Annotated in this window: 10 protein-coding genes; 6 read left to right on the top strand and 4 right to left on the bottom strand. The window is 61.6% G+C overall.

What is annotated here, in order from left to right; genetic code table 11:
- Positions 1 to 93 precede the first annotated feature (93 nt).
- Entirely contained in the window at positions 94 to 1,491 is a 1,398-nt protein-coding gene (locus DJ563_RS14275) for a PLP-dependent aminotransferase family protein (RefSeq protein WP_434517915.1), read from the bottom strand.
- A 136-nt stretch (positions 1,492 to 1,627) separates the two neighbouring features.
- On the opposite strand from DJ563_RS14275, the gene DJ563_RS14280 reads away from it, so the two are divergent.
- The gene (locus DJ563_RS14280) at positions 1,628 to 2,797 is read left to right on the top strand and encodes an MFS transporter (protein WP_274100051.1); all 1,170 of its coding nucleotides are present in this window, start codon (positions 1,628 to 1,630) and stop codon (positions 2,795 to 2,797) included.
- Positions 2,798 to 2,930: 133 nt separating this feature from the next.
- Here the strand turns inward: DJ563_RS14280 and DJ563_RS14285 are convergent, their stop codons facing one another.
- Positions 2,931 to 3,692: an SDR family oxidoreductase gene (locus DJ563_RS14285; protein WP_258714506.1), complete on the bottom strand. Its 762-nt coding sequence runs from the start codon at positions 3,690 to 3,692 to the stop codon at positions 2,931 to 2,933.
- A 183-nt stretch (positions 3,693 to 3,875) separates the two neighbouring features.
- Here DJ563_RS14285 and DJ563_RS14290 point away from each other — a divergent pair, with 183 nt between their 5' ends.
- Positions 3,876 to 4,877: an NADP-dependent oxidoreductase gene (locus DJ563_RS14290; RefSeq protein ID WP_434517916.1), complete on the top strand. Its 1,002-nt coding sequence runs from the start codon at positions 3,876 to 3,878 to the stop codon at positions 4,875 to 4,877.
- A 135-nt stretch (positions 4,878 to 5,012) separates the two neighbouring features.
- Here DJ563_RS14290 and pyrF read toward each other — a convergent pair whose 3' ends face one another.
- On the bottom strand, positions 5,013 to 5,714 hold the full coding sequence (gene pyrF, locus DJ563_RS14295; RefSeq protein ID WP_434517917.1) for an orotidine-5'-phosphate decarboxylase: 702 nt from the start codon (positions 5,712 to 5,714) through the stop codon (positions 5,013 to 5,015).
- A gap of 182 nt (positions 5,715 to 5,896) precedes the next feature.
- Here pyrF and DJ563_RS14300 point away from each other — a divergent pair, with 182 nt between their 5' ends.
- A complete protein-coding gene (locus DJ563_RS14300; protein WP_077068581.1) occupies positions 5,897 to 6,064 on the top strand; it encodes a DUF2897 family protein in 168 nt (55 codons plus the stop codon).
- A 78-nt stretch (positions 6,065 to 6,142) separates the two neighbouring features.
- On the opposite strand, the gene DJ563_RS14305 is transcribed toward DJ563_RS14300, so the two are convergent.
- Positions 6,143 to 6,475, bottom strand: coding sequence for a ComEA family DNA-binding protein (locus DJ563_RS14305; protein ID WP_274098920.1), 333 nt, complete (start codon positions 6,473 to 6,475; stop codon positions 6,143 to 6,145).
- A 687-nt stretch (positions 6,476 to 7,162) separates the two neighbouring features.
- Here DJ563_RS14305 and wecB point away from each other — a divergent pair.
- Genes wecB through DJ563_RS14320 form a run of 3 tightly spaced genes read left to right on the top strand, consistent with a single transcriptional unit; the run spans position 7,163 to position 16,522 of the window.
- A complete protein-coding gene (wecB, locus tag DJ563_RS14310) occupies positions 7,163 to 8,305 on the top strand; it encodes a non-hydrolyzing UDP-N-acetylglucosamine 2-epimerase (protein ID WP_274098908.1) in 1,143 nt (380 codons plus the stop codon).
- Positions 8,302 to 9,564: a UDP-N-acetyl-D-mannosamine dehydrogenase gene (gene wecC, locus DJ563_RS14315; RefSeq protein WP_274098909.1), complete on the top strand. Its 1,263-nt coding sequence runs from the start codon at positions 8,302 to 8,304 to the stop codon at positions 9,562 to 9,564. The genes wecB and wecC overlap by 4 nt, the downstream gene beginning before the upstream one ends.
- A 13-nt stretch (positions 9,565 to 9,577) precedes the next feature.
- Complete coding sequence (locus DJ563_RS14320; protein WP_434517918.1) at positions 9,578 to 16,522, top strand: methyltransferase domain-containing protein; 6,945 nt, start codon at positions 9,578 to 9,580, stop codon at positions 16,520 to 16,522.
- Positions 16,523 to 16,529 lie beyond the last annotated feature (7 nt).

A 16,529-nucleotide genomic window follows, 5' to 3' on the forward strand; every position in this document is an offset into this window, starting at 1 on the left:
AGGTTTGCCGAAGGCCAAGCGTGGCAACGATGCCAGTCCACTCACAAGGGCCTGACGCCAGAATAGTGTCAAATAGCCATGAGCGTGTCGCTATCAGTGTGCTGGGGGTCGCCCTGCGTATTTCAAGAAGGCCTGGGCGCGAGAATCCTGCCCGTAAGCGACATTGATGCGCAGCCAGGCGCTGGCGGCGCCCTGGTAATCGAAGGCGCTACCAGGGGTGAGCAGCACCGAATGTTCCAGCGCCAGTTGCTCGAGGCTGGCGAAGTCACGCCCCGGTACCCGGGCCCAGACGAACATGCCGCCATAGGGTTCACAGAACACCTCCCAGCCTGCTTGCTCCAGTTGCCCAAGCAGCTTGGCCATGTGCTGGCCCAGGCGCAGCCGTAAGCGTTGCACGCTTTTGCGGTAACTGCCGTTGGCCAGCATCTGCCCGACCACCTGCTCGGCAAACCGCGATGTGCCGATGCCGCTGACCATTTTCAGTTCTGCCAGCCGCGCCAGCAAGAAGGGCTCGGCAACCAGGTAGCCGACCCGCAACGAGCTGCTCAGGGTCTTGGAGAAACTGGCCATGTAGATCACCCGCTGCTCGCTGTCCAGCGTGGCCAGGCGCGTTGCCGGGCCCTCCTGGAAATCGGCGTAGATGTCGTCTTCGATGATGCGCAGGTCGTGCTCGCGGGCCAGTTCCAGCAGGCGGTAGGCCACTTTGGGGGTGAGACTGGTGCCCGTCGGGTTGTGGTACAGGCTGTTGATGAACAGGCATCGTGGGCGATGTTCGGCAAGCAGGCGCTCCAGCGCAGCTAGGTCTGGGCCCTCGGCCAGCCGCGGCACGGGCAACATGCGCACCTGGTGCTGGCGCAGCAGGTTGAACAGGTTGTAGTAACCGGGGTTTTCCACCAGCACCGTATCGCCTGGGCGCAGCAGCGTGCGTACCAACAGGTCGAGGCCATGGCTGGCGCCCTGGGTAGTGAGGATGCGCTCGGGGCCGGCGGCGATATCCAGGCGCGCCAGGCGCTTGTGCAGTTGCTGGCGCAAGCTGGCCAGGCCCAGGGGTGGGCAGTAGTCCAGCAGGTCTTGCGGGTTGCCGCGGCTGACCTGGCGTACCGCCTGGGCCAGCTCGGTGGTGGCACGCCAGCTGTTGGGCAACCAGCCACAACCGAGCTTGAGCAGTTCGTCATGGCCCTCGCGAAATTGCCGCCAGTGACCATCGCCGGCCTCGCCCCAGGGCTGGCCATCGTCGGCCCCGCCCCCTGGTTTGCGCTCGGCGACGAAGAAACCGGTGCCGTGCCGCGCCTCCAGCCAGCCGCTGGCGACCAGGCGATCATACGCCTCGATCACACAAGACGCGCTGACCGCCTGGCTGTGCGCCAGCGCACGGATCGACGGCAGGCGGGCACCGGGGCGCAGGCGTTGCTGGTCGATCCAGGTTTGCAGGTGGTCGGTGAGTTGCTGCACCAGGGGGGTGCTGCTGGAGCGGTCCAGGGAGAAGTGCATGGTAAGTGTTCGCGGATTCTGAGCGAACAGTTAAGCATAAATGGGCGGTGGGTGTGTCTGGTTGCGGCGGCGGATAAAGGTCAGTGTGGGCAGAGCCTCTTCGCGGGGCAGATACATAAACTTCAGGATCCCACCCATGCCCTGCGCTTCCACCCGATTGGCCTTCGCCCTGTGCCTGATCACCCTGGCGGTGAACCTCCAGGCCCCGCTCTACATCACCTACGCCGACCTCTCCGGGCAAGGCGCCGCCGCCACCGCAGTGGCCTTCTCCGGCTACGTGCTGGGCGTGCTGCCAGTGCTGCTGGCCCTGGGCGGGCTGGCCGACCGGGTCGGGCGCCGGCCGCTGATAATCGCCGCGCTGTTGCTATCGATGGTCGCCACCGTGCTGATGCTGCTGGCCCCCAGCCTGCAAACCCTCGGCCTGGCGCGGCTGTTCCTGGGCCTGGGCACCGGCCTGGCCTCGGCCACGGCCACCGCCTACATGAGCGAGCTGATGGGCAGCGACGGCAGCAGCCGCGCTGCCAACTGGGTTACCGCCAGCACCTCGCTGGGCTTTGGCCTGGGCGCCGCGCTTACCAGCCTGTTCCTGTTGCGCGGCCCAAGCCTGACCCCTGGCAGCTTCCACCTGCAACTGCTGCTGGCCGTCGTTGCCCTGGTGCTGGTGTGGCGCCTGCCCGACCCACGCCCGGCACAACGCAGCGCCATGCTGCGCCTGCCGTACTACCCGCGTGGCAGCGTTGCCTATGGCCTGGCCATTCTGCTGGCCTGGGCCTGCGTGGGTCTGGTCATCGCCCTGCTGCCGGGGATCTTGCGCCAGCATGGCCTGAGCGCGTGGTCAGGGTTCTCGACCTTCTGTGTGATCAGTTGCGGCTTGTTGTTCCAGCCGATGGCCCGTCGCCTTTCGAGCCTGAAGGCCACACTGCTGGGGCTGGTGATTTTGCCGTGCAGCTACGCGGTGCTGGCCTGGGGTGCCGACAGCGGACAACTGGCTGCGGTATTGCTGGGCGCCGTGGCGGCCAGCAGTGCGTGTTATGGATTTATCTACCTGGGCGGCCTGGCGGCGGTCAACCAACTGGCCGGCAGCGAGAAAACCCGGGCCAGTGCCGGGTTCTTCTTGCTGGCGTACCTGGGGTTCAGCTTACCGGTGATCTTTACCGGGTTGCTGAGCGACCGGCTGGGCGCGCGGGTGGCCTTGCTGGTGTTTGGTGGGGTGCTGGTGCTGGGGTGTGTGCTGGTTGGCCTGGCACTGGTGGTGTCTGCCCGAGCAGCTTTGCCAGAAAAGCCGTTGGTGCAGGTACGCCACTGATTGTAGGAGCGGCCTTGCGTCGCGAACGGGCTGCGTAGCGGCCCCGCGGTCTCAGCTTCGCCGCATAGATTGCTGGGGCCGCTACGCGCCCCTTTCGCGACGCAAGGCCGCTCCTACACACACACACCGCAAGTCAGATCGCCGTTGCTCCGCCGTCCACAGTCAGGCTATGCCCGGTGGTGAAGGCCGCGCCATCGCTACACAGGTACAGCACCGCACTGGCAACTTCCTCGACCTTGCCGATGCGCCCCACCGGGTGCATCGCCGCTGCGAACTCTGCCTTGCGCGGGTCCGCCTCATACGCACGGCGGAACATGTCGGTGTCGATCACCGCCGGGCACACCGCGTTCACCCGGATGCCTTTCTTGGCGTATTCGATGGCCGCCGACTTGGTCAAGCCGATCACCGCGTGCTTTGACGCACTGTAGATGCTCATCTTCGGCGCCGCGCCCAACCCTGCCACCGATGCGGTATTGACGATCGCCCCACCGCCCTGGGCCAGCAGCAGCGGCAGCTGGTACTTCATGCACAGCCACACACCCTTGACGTTGACGCCCATGATGGCGTCGAACTGCGCCTCGCTACCCTCAGCCAAACGGCCCTGCTCGATCTCGATGCCGGCGTTGTTGTAGGCGTAGTCCAGCCGGCCATAGGCGGCTATCAGCCGCTCATGCAGCTGGCGCACATCGGCCTCCCGGGTCACGTCGCAGGCGATGAACATCGCATCGCCGCCCGCATCGTGGATCAGGCCCACCGTGGCTTCGCCGCCGACCGGGTCGAGGTCGGCCACCACCACTTTCAAGCCTTCACGGGCAAAAGCCAACGCCGTCGCCCGGCCAATACCCGCAGCGCCGCCGGTGACCAGGGCTACCTGGCCGGAAAAGGTCATGCTCATCGTTTGCTCCTGACGCGGCCATTTGTGATATCGCAGCCAAGCATAGTCAGCGCCCAGCCAAGCTGGGCAGCATCATCAGGCCAACGGTTGGTCTACCATGCTTACCAGTGATGTTACCCACCTGGCTGCATCAGCAAGGTAGATTGAATGCACTTCACCCTTCACTGCCCACAAGGACCCGACATGACCCAGACCAACCGCCGCTTCCTGCTCGCCAAACGCCCCGTCGGCGCCGTGCGCCGTGACGATTTCAGCTTCGAGCAAGTGCCCGCCGAACAGCCCGGCGAAGGCCAGGTCCTGGTGCACAACCTGTACCTGTCCCTCGACCCCGCCATGCGCGGCTGGATGAACGAAGGCAAGTCCTACATTCCCCCAGTGGGCCTCGGCCAGGTAATGCGCGCCCTCGGCGTCGGCGAAGTGGTGGCCTCGAACCACCCCGACTACAAGCCCGGCGACCACGTCAGCGGCGCGCTCGGCGTACAGGACTACTTCACCGGCGAGCCCCAAGGCCTGCACAAGATCGACCCCAACCTCGCGCCCCTGCCCCGCTACCTCTCGGCCCTGGGCATGACCGGCATGACCGCCTACTTCGCCCTGCTCGAAGTCGGCCAGCCCAAGGCTGGTGACACCGTGGTCATCTCGGGCGCCGCCGGTGCGGTGGGCAGCATCGTCGGGCAGATCGCCAAGCTCAAAGGCTGCCACGTGGTCGGCATCGCCGGTGGCGCCGAAAAATGCCAATACCTCAAGGACGAACTGGGCTTCGATGGTGTCATCGACTACAAGGCCGAAGACGTACTCGCCGGCCTCAAACGCGAATGCCCCAAAGGCGTAGACGTTTACTTCGACAACGTCGGTGGCGAGATCCTCGACGCCGTGCTCACCCGCATCAACCTCAAGGCCCGCATCGTCATCTGTGGCGCCATCAGCCAGTACAACAACAAGGAAGCCGTCAAAGGCCCGGCCAACTACCTGTCGCTGCTGGTGAACCGTGCACGCATGGAAGGCTTTGTGGTGTTCGACCATGCCAAGGACTATGGAAAGGCCGCGCAGGAGATCGCCGGCTGGCTGGCCAGTGGCAAGGTGAAGAGCAAGGAAGATGTGGTGGAAGGGTTGGATACCTTCCCAGAGACGCTGCTCAAGCTGTTCAGCGGGGAGAATTTTGGCAAGCTGGTGTTGAAGATCTAACCCCTGTAGGCGCGGCCTTGCCGGGGCGCCGGACCGGTCGTAAAGGGCTGCGCAGCAGCCCCAGCACTCTCGGCATCAGCCGGAAATGAAAAAGGCCAACACGCTCGTGTCGGCCTTTTTCATTAACGCGGGCGTTTACCCTCGAATCTCCGCCACCACCGCAGCCAGCGCCTGCGCCGGGTCCGCCGCCTGGCTGATCGGCCGGCCAATCACCAAATAGTCCGAACCTGCATGCAGTGCCTGACGCGGGGTGAGGATACGGCGCTGATCATCCTGGGCGCTGCCGGCCGGGCGGATGCCCGGGGTCACCAGTTGCAGCAGCGGGTGTGCAGCCTTCAGTGCCGGTGCTTCCAGCGCCGAGCACACCAGGCCGTCCATACCCGCCTTCTCGGCCAGCGCCGCCAGGCGCAGTACCTGCTCCTGCGGGTCGACGTCCAGGCCGATGCCGGCCAGGTCTTCACGTTCCATGCTGGTCAGCACGGTCACGCCAATCAGCAATGGCTGGGGGCCACTGCGCTTGGCCAACTCTTCACGGCAAGCCGACATCATGCGCAGGCCACCGGAGCAATGTACGTTGACCATCCACACCCCCATCTCGGCGGCGGCCTTGACCGCCATTGCCGTGGTGTTGGGGATATCGTGGAACTTGAGGTCGAGAAACACTTCGAAGCCCTTGGCACATAGGGTCTCGACGATGCCGGAGGCACTGCTGGTGAACAGTTCCTTGCCCACCTTTACCCGGCACAGCGCAGGGTCGAGCTGGTCAGCCAGCTTCAGAGCGGCCTCACGGGTAGGGAAATCGAGGGCGACGATCAGGGGCGTCTGGCAGGCGGACATGGTCAGGGTCTCTTGGCAAGTCGAAAACGGCGCGCATTGTAAACGAAGTGGCGCAGGCTTTGGGGGCCGCGGGTCACGGAATTGGCCCTGCGGTGCACGGCTTCTATAATTGAACCAAAGGATCCGGCAATTGCTCAACATTCGTACAAGCGCCGCCCACTGACGATCAAAGGAGAACGACAATGCCCTGGTATGCCTGGCTGATACTCATCTTAGCCCTCGGCTCGATTGTCGGTGGCTTGATGATGCTGCGAGATACAGCGAAAAAACTGCCGCTGACAGACGACCAGCTGCGCAAGGTGCACGAGCGCAATGCCGAGGCGGATGCCAAGGATTCGCAGGACCGCTAGCCCTGTTGCCAGCCCCAGCCCTCCCCTGGCGGGAGCACCTTGCTTGCCCCGCAATTAAGCAGGGCAAGCCCCCTTCGCTTACTCCACTATCACCTTGTCGCGATTACGCTCCAACAACGCGCTACCGACACCCCTGATTTCCAAAAGCTCATCCACCGAGGCGAACGGACCATTGGCCTCCCGATAGGCAACGATGGCTTCAGCCTTGGCCTTGCCAATCCCGTTGAGCTCTTTTTGCAGGGTAGCGGCATCAGCCTTGTTCAGATCCACCCGCAACGGCTGCGCCGCCACCTGGCTGACCACTGGCACTGGGTCTGGTACCGCAGTGGTAGTCGCGGGAGCGGCGCTGAGGGTAAAGGACAGGCTGGCGAACAGCGGCAGCAGCAGGTAGGACAGTACGGTATTACGCATCATGAATATTCCTTGGGTTGGTCTAGTCGAACAGCCGCTTTCCTGTGGCTGCGCAATCAACCCTAGCGGTTCGCCTGATTTCGCAACAGGCACTCACGCCAGCGAATCGTTACCGAATCGAACAGCAAGAAAACCAACTTCACGCCCCCAAAAATAATGGCGCAATGCCATGTTTCGCGCTAACTTCATGAACTAGTTGAGATAGACGATGGCGTTTAGGTGAATTCCCGTTTAACCTGCGTTTCATTCAGACCAAACGCTGTTGCTTTTCCTACAAGCCTTGCCGGATACGGCCCCCGCCCGCTCGTCGCAAACTCTCGTTACATCGTCTCTATTGGCATGATGCCTGAATAACATCAAACAATCGTTTTTGTTGATCGCTCCGGTAAAAATCGGATCCAATATTTCGATGTCAATAAGCATTTTCCCTGAATCAGGGGAAAAAAACGTGCCAGACGGGATGTCATTCTGATGACTAAGTGATAAATTTGCGGCCATTGGACAACCGCTGTGCTTGAAGGATCCGAGCAAGATGAATTTTTTTTCACACCCCCCACTGGAACCGCTCGCTTCCTCGTACGCGGTGCCAGCCAGGCCAACCCCCCCGGCCGACTTGCATAACCCCTGAGTTTCACAGCCCTAGCCCAGTAACAACCGCCTTCACTCAACACAAAGAAGACCGTCGCCGTGTCCCTCAAGACCCTCATCGTATTTGGCACCCGCCCAGAAGCCATCAAAATGGCACCTCTGGCCCTCAACCTTGCCCAGGACGACCGTTTCGAGTCCCGTGTCTGCGTTACTGGCCAGCACCGCCAGATGCTTGACCAGGTACTGGAGCTGTTCGAGATCACGCCCGATTACGACCTGAACATCATGAAGCCAGGCCAGGACCTGACAGACGTGACCACGGCCATCCTGCAGGGCCTCAAGCCCGTACTGGCCGAGTTCAAGCCGGACGTGGTACTGGTCCACGGCGACACCGCAACGACCCTGGCGACCAGCCTGGCGGCCTACTACCAGCAAATTCCGATCGCCCACGTCGAAGCTGGCCTGCGCACCAACAACCTGTATTCGCCGTGGCCTGAAGAGGGCAACCGTCGCCTGACCGGCACGCTGGCAGCGCTGCACTTCGCGCCGACCTCGACCTCGCGTGACAACCTGCTCAAGGAAGGCACCGACGCCGCGACCATCTACACCACCGGCAACACCGTGATCGATGCGCTGCTGGAAGTGGTACGCAAGCTGGAAAGCCCAGCGCTGAAGAGCCACTTCGAAAGCCAGTTCGACTTCCTCGACGCCAACCGCCGCATGGTGCTGGTCACCGGCCACCGCCGCGAAAACTTCGGCGATGGCTTCGAGCGCATCTGCCAGGCGCTGGTGCAGACCGCCCGCCAGTTCCCGGATGTGGACGTGGTGTACCCGGTGCACCTCAACCCCAACGTGCGCGAGCCGGTGAACCGCCTGCTGGCCGGGGTCAGCAACATCCACCTGATCGAGCCGCTCGACTACCTGCCGTTCGTCTACCTGATGAGCCGCTCGTACCTGATCCTCACCGACTCCGGTGGCATCCAGGAAGAAGCCCCTGCCCTCGGCAAACCGGTACTGGTCATGCGTGACACCACCGAGCGCCCGGAAGCGGTCGCAGCTGGCACCGTCAAACTGGTTGGCACCGACGTCGACTCGATCCAGCAACACCTGGTGCAACTGCTCACCGATGAAGCGACCTATCGCGAGATGAGCGTGGCCCACAACCCCTACGGCGACGGAAAAGCGTGCGCGCGAATCCTCGATGCCCTTTCCGTATTCTCTAACTCCAAGGACGCAGCATGAGCTTCAACAAGATTTCAGTCGTAGGTCTGGGCTATATCGGCCTGCCAACTGCCGCCGTTTTCGCCGCCCGCAAGAAGCAGGTCATCGGCATCGACGTCAACCAGCACGCGGTCGACACCATCAACCGCGGCGAAATCCACATCGTCGAGCCTGAGCTGGACATGGTCGTTCACGCCGCCGTGACCGAAGGTTTCCTGCGTGCCTCCACCGTTCCGGAAGCTGCCGACGCCTTCCTGATCGCCGTGCCGACGCCGTTCATGGACGACCACGAGCCGGACCTGAGCTACATCGAGTCCGCCAGCAAAGCCATCGCTCCAGTACTGAAAAAGGGCGACCTGGTCATTCTGGAATCGACCTCTCCGGTCGGCGCCACCGAGCAGATGGCCTTCTGGCTGGCCCAGGCGCGCCCGGACCTGAGCTTCCCGCAGACCCACGGTGAAGACTCCGACATCCGCATCGCCCACTGCCCTGAGCGCGTCCTGCCAGGCCACGTACTGCGTGAGCTGGTCGAAAACGACCGGATCATCGGCGGCATGACCAAGAAGTGCTCGGACGCTGCCGTACGCCTGTACCGCACCTTCGTCGAAGGCGAGTGCATCGTCACCAACGCCCGCACCGCCGAAATGTGCAAGCTGACCGAAAACAGCTTCCGTGACGTGAACATCGCGTTCGCCAACGAACTGTCGATCATCTGCGACAAGCTGGACATCGACGTCTGGGAACTGATCCGCCTGGCCAACCACCACCCGCGCGTCAACATCCTGCAGCCTGGCCCAGGCGTAGGCGGCCACTGCATCGCCGTCGACCCATGGTTCATCGTCAGCCAGACCCCAGAGCAGGCGCGCCTGATCCGTACCGCCCGTGTGGTCAACGACAGCAAGCCTGAGTGGGTGATCGACAAGGTCAAGATGGCCCTGGCCAACTTCCTCATCAAGAACCCGGGCAAATCGGCCCAGCAAGTCAAGATCGCCTGCTACGGCCTGGCCTTCAAAGCCGACATCGACGACCTGCGCGAAAGCCCGGCCCTGAGCATTGCCGAGCGCCTGGGCAACGAGCTGGAAGCCACCCTGCAACTGGTCGAGCCGAACATCGAAGCCCTGCCGCAACGCCTGGCGCGCCACGAGCACGTGGACTTCGACTTCGCCCAGGACAGCGCCGACATCCACGTACTGCTGGTCAAGCACCGTGAATTCCGCGGCACTTTCACCGTCCGCGATGCTGCATTCGTGATCGACGCCGCAGGCGTTACCCAGGGTTGATGGAACAGTCCGCATGAACAACACCACGCTTGAGAAACCTACCGTGAACAATGAGCTGCCGTCACCTTTGGCCGATATTCATGACCGTGTGATGGAAGCCTATTACGGCAAGCTGGGTGATCAGTTCATGCGGGAAACCCAAGCCCGCATCCACTGGATCTGCGCCCAGGTCAAAGGGCGCCGGATCCTGGATGTCGGCTGCTCGCAGGGCATCGTGCCCCTGCTGCTGGCACGTGAAGGCTGCCAGGTTACCGGTGTGGACACCAGCCCGCAGGCCATCGAAGAGGCCAAGGGTTACCTGTCGACCGAGCCGGCCCACATCCAGCAAAACGTCACGTATATCAATTCTGACTTCCTCGCGCTGGACACGCTCGAGGTCGAACCCGACACCGTCGTCATCAGCGAAGTACTCGAACACCTGGTCCGCCCGGAGCTGTTCGTGGAAAAGGCCAACGAACTGCTCAAGCAGGGTGGCCGCCTGGTGATCACCGTGCCGTTCGGGGTCAATGACTTCATTGACCACAAGCACACGTTCTACCTGATGGAACCTTTCCGGCTGCTGGCCGAGCACTTGCAGATCATCGAGATCAAGATGCTGGGCAAGTGGCTGGGCATTGTCGCCGTTAAAAGCGAAACGCATAAACCCGGCATCATCGACTCGCTGACGGTCGAGCGCGTACGTGAGCTGGAAAAGGCGTTTGAGTCCATCGAGCGCACCCTGCGGCAAAACATCGGCGCGATCAGCAAACGCCTGGAAGAAGCGAACAAGAAGTATCGCGGCGCCACCGAGCAGATCGCCCAGCTCAAGCCTGAGGCCCAGAAGGCCGAGGCATTGTCCAAGCAGTTGCAAACGCGCGACGCGGACATTGCAACCCTGCAGAAATCCAACCGTGAAATCCTCGATGCCAAGGCCCAGCGGGTCCAGGAGCTTGAGGAAATCAAACAGCGGCTGGAAGAAGCGAACAGGAAGTATCGCGTAGCGACCGAACAGCTAGCCCTGCTCAAACCCGAAGCGCAAAAAGCCGAGGCGCTCTCCCGTCAGCTCAAGGAACGTGAAGCGGATATCGCCTCGCTTGAGCAGTCGAGCCGGGAGTCCCTTGAAGCCAGCGTTCGCAACGTTCAACAACTGAGCGAAGAACTCGACGCCTTCAAAACGCAACTGACCGAGGCAAACCAGAAGTGCATTACGGCTGCGCAGCAGTACGCCCTTCTGGAGCAACAGTTCGCGGCGCTCGAAGAAGCCAGCGTACAAAGCCTTGCAGACGCCGAGCAACGCTATGACACGCTGCTGAGCCAGCATGAAGACGCGCGCAAGCAATTGAGCGAAGCAAGCGACGAACTCGCTCAGCTGGCTCAAAGCAATAGCGCACTGCATGACAACCTGGCCACCTCCGCAGAGCAGCAACGGGCCCTGGAAGCGCAACTGCAAAGCACTCAGGCTCAGTTGCAAGAGGCCCAGCAAAGTACCGATGCACAAGCCGGGCACATCAGCCAGCTCAGCTCGGAACTCAGCCAGCGGGAAGCAGCGCTGGGATCGCTGCAGCAGCTGCATCAATCCATCGAAGAGCAACTGCAGGCGACGGCCCAGCAGCGAACTGCCGCTGAAGAGCGGGCAGCGCAAAAGGCCGCAAGGCTCGAAACATTGAGGGCGGAGCACGATGCGCTCGCAGCCCAGCTCGAGCAGATGTCTGCACTGCGCGCCGAGGACCAGCGAGAAAACGCTGCCTTGGGCGATAGCATCAGCGCGCTTCGTGAGCAGCACAGTGACCTGGAAAACCAGTTCCGCTCGGTAGCCGGACAACTGGCCGAGGCACAGCAGGTCAACGAGGGCCACGTTGCCACCATCACCGACTTGCGCGCCCACCAGACGGCACTGGAAGCCGAGCTGGAAAACCAACGGCAACAGTCGAACGACCTGTTGGCGCAGGCACAACAGACCAACGTCGAGCACATAGATACCATTACGGCGTTACGCGCACATCAAGCGGCAGTCCAGGCCAAGCTTGAAGAGCAGGTGCAAGCCATGAGCGCGTACCAAACTCAGGTTCAAGAGCAGGAAGCCGCCCACCTCGACACCATCGCTGCATTGCAGTCTGGCCATGCCGAACTGCAAGCCCAGCTGCAACAGGCAGCCGAGCTGCAGGGCGAGACCAACCTGGCCAACGCTGCCCACCTCGACACCATTGCAGCCTTGCAGTCGGGCCATGCCGAGCTTGAAAGCCAGCTGCAACAGGCCGCCGAACTGCAGGACCAGGCCAACCAGGCCAACGCAGCTCATCTCGACACCATTGCAGCCTTGCAGTCGGGCCATGCCGACCTCGAAAGCCAACTGCAACAGGCCGCCGAACTGCAGGACCTGGCCAATCAGGCCAACGCAGCCCATCTCGACACCATTGCAGCCTTGCAGTCGGGCCATGCCGACCTTGAAAGCCAACTGCAACAGGCCGCCGAGCTGCAGGACCAGGCCAATCAGGCCAACGCAATGCATCTCGAAACCCTTGCAGCGCTGCAGTCGAGCCATGAGCAGCTAGAAAAACAGCTGGTGGAGGCTGCCAAGCTACAGCAACGGACTCATCAGGCCAATACAGCCCACATAGAAGACATTACTGCCTTGCGAGCATACCAGGCAGCACTGAAAGCTGAGCTGGAAAACCGTACTCAGGCAATGACCTGTCTGCAAACCCAAAGCAATCAGGATATTGCCGAGAAAGACGACACGATCACTACGCTGCGCATGCGCCAAGCGGAACTGGAAGCCGAACTTGAAAGCGAGTTGGAGTATATGAACGAATTGCAGGCCCAAACCCAACGGGCCGATGCTGCTCAGGCTGAGACCATCGCTCTGTTGAAAGCCCGTCAAGCTGAACTGGAAACAGAGCTGGCCGATCAGCGCCAGACCATGAACGAACTGCAGGTTCAGAGCCAGCAGGCCAATGCCGTACACGCGAACACGATTACCGCATTGCAGAACCGTCAGACTGAGCTGGAAGTCCAGCTGCAGGTGATGAACGACGTTCAGGCACAAAGCCAGCGCGAGCATGCAGCACAAGTCAACTCCATCAATGCTTTGGTTGAACAGCGCGCCGTGCTGGAAGACCGCTTGCAGGCCCTGACCCTCGCCAACACCCAGTCCGAAGAAGCCCGGGCCTCGCTGGCAGAGACCATTGCGTCGCTGAATCAAGCCAAGGACATGCTCGAAGAGCAACTCCAGCTGGAAAGCGTCAGCCGTCAAGCTGCCGAAGCCAGTCTCGCCGCCACCAACGAACAATGGCAGGGTCTGCGCCAGCAACTGGAAGCCGAACTCAACTCGTCCAAGGCAGGCCTTGGCGCGGCAAACATGAAGTACCGCGCCGTCACCGGCGAACAGATTCCACAGTTGAAGGCCAGCCTCAATCAGCTGCTGGAACGCAGCTCAGCTCAGCAACGCAAGATCGACGAGCTCAACGAGAACCTGGGCCGAGCCAACACCCAGCGCCACCTGGCTGAACAGCGCCTGGTCAAGACGCGTTCCAGCATGACCTACCAGCTCGGCTACCAGATCAAGAACAGCGCCAGCTCCCTGGGCGGCCTGGTCAAGTTGCCGGTGCGCCTGCTGCGGCTGTACCGCAAGGCCAACCAGCAACGCCAGCAAAACGAGCAGAAACTGCTGGCCAACGAACCGCTCAAGGCACTGCTGCCGCCGCCACCTGTGGTGCAGGACGAGAACTACCTCAAGCTGCCAGCTGCCCTGGCAACCAGCGAGCAGAGCCGCACTACCCTGCTGCGCCAAGCCGACCAGCCCGTCAGCCGCCTGAAAGTGGCGTGCGTGATGGATGAGTTCACCTTCGGCTCGTACCGCTACGAATGCGACCTGATGCCACTCACGCCAGCCAACTGGAAAGTGGAAATCGAAGGCTTCGGCCCAGAACTGCTGTTCATCGAGTCCGCCTGGCGCGGCAAGGATGACCTGTGGGGCAGCAAGGTCGGCCACAACGGCCAGGAGCTGCAAGACATTCTCGCCTGGTGCCGTCAGAACAAAGTGCCGACCGTCTTCTGGAACAAGGAAGACCCGGTCCACTTCGAGACCTTCCTGACCACGGCCAAGCAGTTCGACCACGTGTTCACCACCGATATCGACTGCATCCACCGCTACAAGGGCGCACTCGGTCACGACCGCGTCTACCTGCTGCCGTTCGCTTGCCAGCCTGCGCTGCACAACCCGATCGAACTGTACGAACGCAAGGATGCCTTCTGCTTCGCCGGTGCCTACTACGCCCGTTACCCTGAGCGCACCCGCGACCTGGGCAACTTCGTCACCGAGCTGCCGAAGTTCCGCCCACTGGAAATCTTCGACCGTAACTTCGGCAAGAACGATGTCAACTATCAGTTCCCCGAGGAATACCAACCGTACATCGTCGGCACCCTGCCCTTCGAGAAAATCGACACGGCATACAAAGGTTACCGCTACGCGATCAACCTCAACTCGATCAAACAGTCGCAATCGATGTTTGCCCGACGTGTCTTCGAACTGCTCGGCTGCAACACCCTGACCGTGAGCAACTTCTCGCGCGGTGTGCGCCTGCTGTTCGGCGACCTGGTCGTCACCACCGACAATGGCGAAGAGATGCTCCGTCGCCTGCAGCTGCTGGCAGAAGACCCGCTGAACAGCGACAAGCTGAGGCTGGCTGCCCTGCGTAAAGTGATGCAGGAGCACACCTATACCCAGCGTCTGGAATACGTGATGAGCAAGGTCACCGGCACCTCGAAGGCCCAGCGCCTGCCGGAGATCGTGGTTGTCTGTGAGGCTCAGGATCGCCAGCAATTCGACATGCTGCGCGCTCACCTGAACCGTCAGACCTACAGCCAGGTGCGCATGGTCATCATCAGCGATGCCTACCAGAGCAGCATCGTGACTGACGACCCGCGAATCCTGGTGCTCAAGCCTGCCCAACTGAAGAAGACTTCTCTCGGTGAGCTGGTCGGCAATACCCCTTGGGTTGCCGCCTTCGTGCCTGGCGACTACTACGGCCCCAACTACCTGCTCGACCTGGCACTGGCAACCCGCTACAGCCGTGCCCAGGTGATTGGTAAAGCTGCACACTTCACCTGCAAAGGCCAGCAAGCCGAACTGCTGTCCAACGAACAGGCCTACCGCCCGACGCAAACACTTGCCGCCCGCCGTTCGCTGGTAGCAACCGAGATCGTCGCCGCCCAACCCCTGCGCAGCTGGCTGAAGAACCTGCCATCACTGCAGTACACCCACGCTCAAGGGTTGGCCATTGATCCGTTCAACTACTGCGAGAACGGCGCGGCACAACACGAGGCAGTCAGTACCAAGGTCAACGACCTCGAGCTGAACCTGGGCATGACCATCGATCAGCTGCAAGCCCGGGCACAGTCGATCGCGCCGCTGCAGGTCAGCCACGATGCGCCTGAGATCACTGGCCGCGGTTTGGCCGACATGTTTGGCGTCATTCGCAACAAGTTCGTGGACCTGATCGTCGACGGCGATAACTGGCGCGTGCACTCCAAGCTCGCGGACGGCAAGCACGAATACATCTACGCCCAACAGGAAGTCCGTGTGGATGAACTGGGTTGCGAAGGGGGCCGCCTGAAGCTGTTCCTCGACTGCACACCCGGCTTGAACCTGCAGTTGGTCGTGCTGTTCCTGGATGCCGACAAACAGCGCATCAGCCACGTCATGCAGTATCCGAACCGCAACCAGACCGCCGATGTTCCGCCAGAAGCTGTGTTCGTGCGTTTTGGCCTGCGCGCCTACGCGGCGGGCAGCACCGACCTGAAAGCACTGGTGCTGGGGCATCGCAACCTGCAGCCCTCTGAAATGATGGGCCGTGGCGAGCACCTGCTGCTGACCAATCACTACCCGACCTACTCCGACTTGTACCGCAACAAGTTCGTGCACACCCGGGTAACGGCCTACCAGGAACACGGTATCGATGTAGACGTGTTCCGTTTGCGCCCCAATGAGACCGTGAGCTACCACGAGTTCCAGAACATCGATGTAGTCACAGGTTGCACATCGACCTTGACGAAGATGCTCGAGAAGAATCGCTACAAATCGATCCTCGTGCATTTCCTCGACGAGCAGATGTGGAATGTGCTGCGTCCATTCCTGAACAGCACACGCATCACTGTCTGGGTACACGGCGCGGATATTCAGCCTTGGTGGCGTCGTGAGTTCAACTTCGCGACCGACGAACAACTGCACCTGGGCAAGCTCGCCAGCGAAAAACGCATGACCTTCTGGCGTGGGCTGCTGCAACCCATGCACCCGAACCTCAAGCTGGTGTTCGTGTCTCGCTACTTCGCCGAAGAAGTCATGGAAGACCTCGGGTTCCGCCTGCCGGAAGCTCAGTACGAGATCATTCACAACCCGATCAACACCGACTTGTTCGACCATCGGGAAAAGTCGGCCGAGCAGCGCAAGAAAGTGCTCTCGATTCGTCCTTACACCTCGAAGACCTACGCCAACGACCTGACTGTCAAGGCAATCCAGAGCCTGACGAGCAAGCCCTGGTTCAATGACATGGAGTTCTGCCTGATCGGTGACGGCCCTCTGTTTGAAGAAACCCTGGCTCCGCTACGCAGCTACGCCAACGTGAAAATCCAGCAGGGCTTCCTCAACCACACGGAGATCGCGCAAACCCACAAGGACTACGGCATTTTCCTGTGCCCGAGCCGCATGGACACCCAAGGCGTATCCCGTGATGAGGCCATGTCGTCAGGCCTGGTACCTGTGACTACCGCCGTCGCGGCAGTACCCGAGTTCGTCGACAACCAATCCGGCTACGTGGTCGAGCCAGAAAGCCACGAGCAACTGGCGAAAGCGATCGAGGACATGTACCTCAATGGCAACACCTTCGTCGTGAAGTCCAAAGCTGCAGCCAAGCGTGTTCGCGGGCAGAGCGCCAGCGACAAAATGGCCGAGCGGGAAGTCGCTGTGATTCAGAATTATTGAAGACGAT

It is taken from the genome of Pseudomonas sp. NFX1 (genome assembly GCF_051123555.1).
In the GTDB taxonomy this organism is placed as follows: domain Bacteria; phylum Pseudomonadota; class Gammaproteobacteria; order Pseudomonadales; family Pseudomonadaceae; genus Aquipseudomonas; species Aquipseudomonas capeferrum.

Bases quoted from the DNA above. Each gene is read 5' to 3' on its own strand.
- DJ563_RS14275 (WP_434517915.1), bottom strand. From the start codon at position 1,491: ATGCACTTCTCCCTGGACCGCTCCAGCAGCACCCCCCTGGTGCAGCAA.
- DJ563_RS14280 (WP_274100051.1), top strand. From the start codon at position 1,628: ATGCCCTGCGCTTCCACCCGATTGGCCTTCGCCCTGTGCCTGATCACC.
- DJ563_RS14285 (WP_258714506.1), bottom strand. From the start codon at position 3,692: ATGAGCATGACCTTTTCCGGCCAGGTAGCCCTGGTCACCGGCGGCGCT.
- DJ563_RS14290 (WP_434517916.1), top strand. From the start codon at position 3,876: ATGACCCAGACCAACCGCCGCTTCCTGCTCGCCAAACGCCCCGTCGGC.
- pyrF (WP_434517917.1), bottom strand. From the start codon at position 5,714: ATGTCCGCCTGCCAGACGCCCCTGATCGTCGCCCTCGATTTCCCTACC.
- DJ563_RS14300 (WP_077068581.1), top strand. From the start codon at position 5,897: ATGCCCTGGTATGCCTGGCTGATACTCATCTTAGCCCTCGGCTCGATT.
- DJ563_RS14305 (WP_274098920.1), bottom strand. From the start codon at position 6,475: ATGCGTAATACCGTACTGTCCTACCTGCTGCTGCCGCTGTTCGCCAGC.
- wecC (WP_274098909.1), top strand. From the start codon at position 8,302: ATGAGCTTCAACAAGATTTCAGTCGTAGGTCTGGGCTATATCGGCCTG.
- DJ563_RS14320 (WP_434517918.1), top strand. From the start codon at position 9,578: ATGAACAACACCACGCTTGAGAAACCTACCGTGAACAATGAGCTGCCG.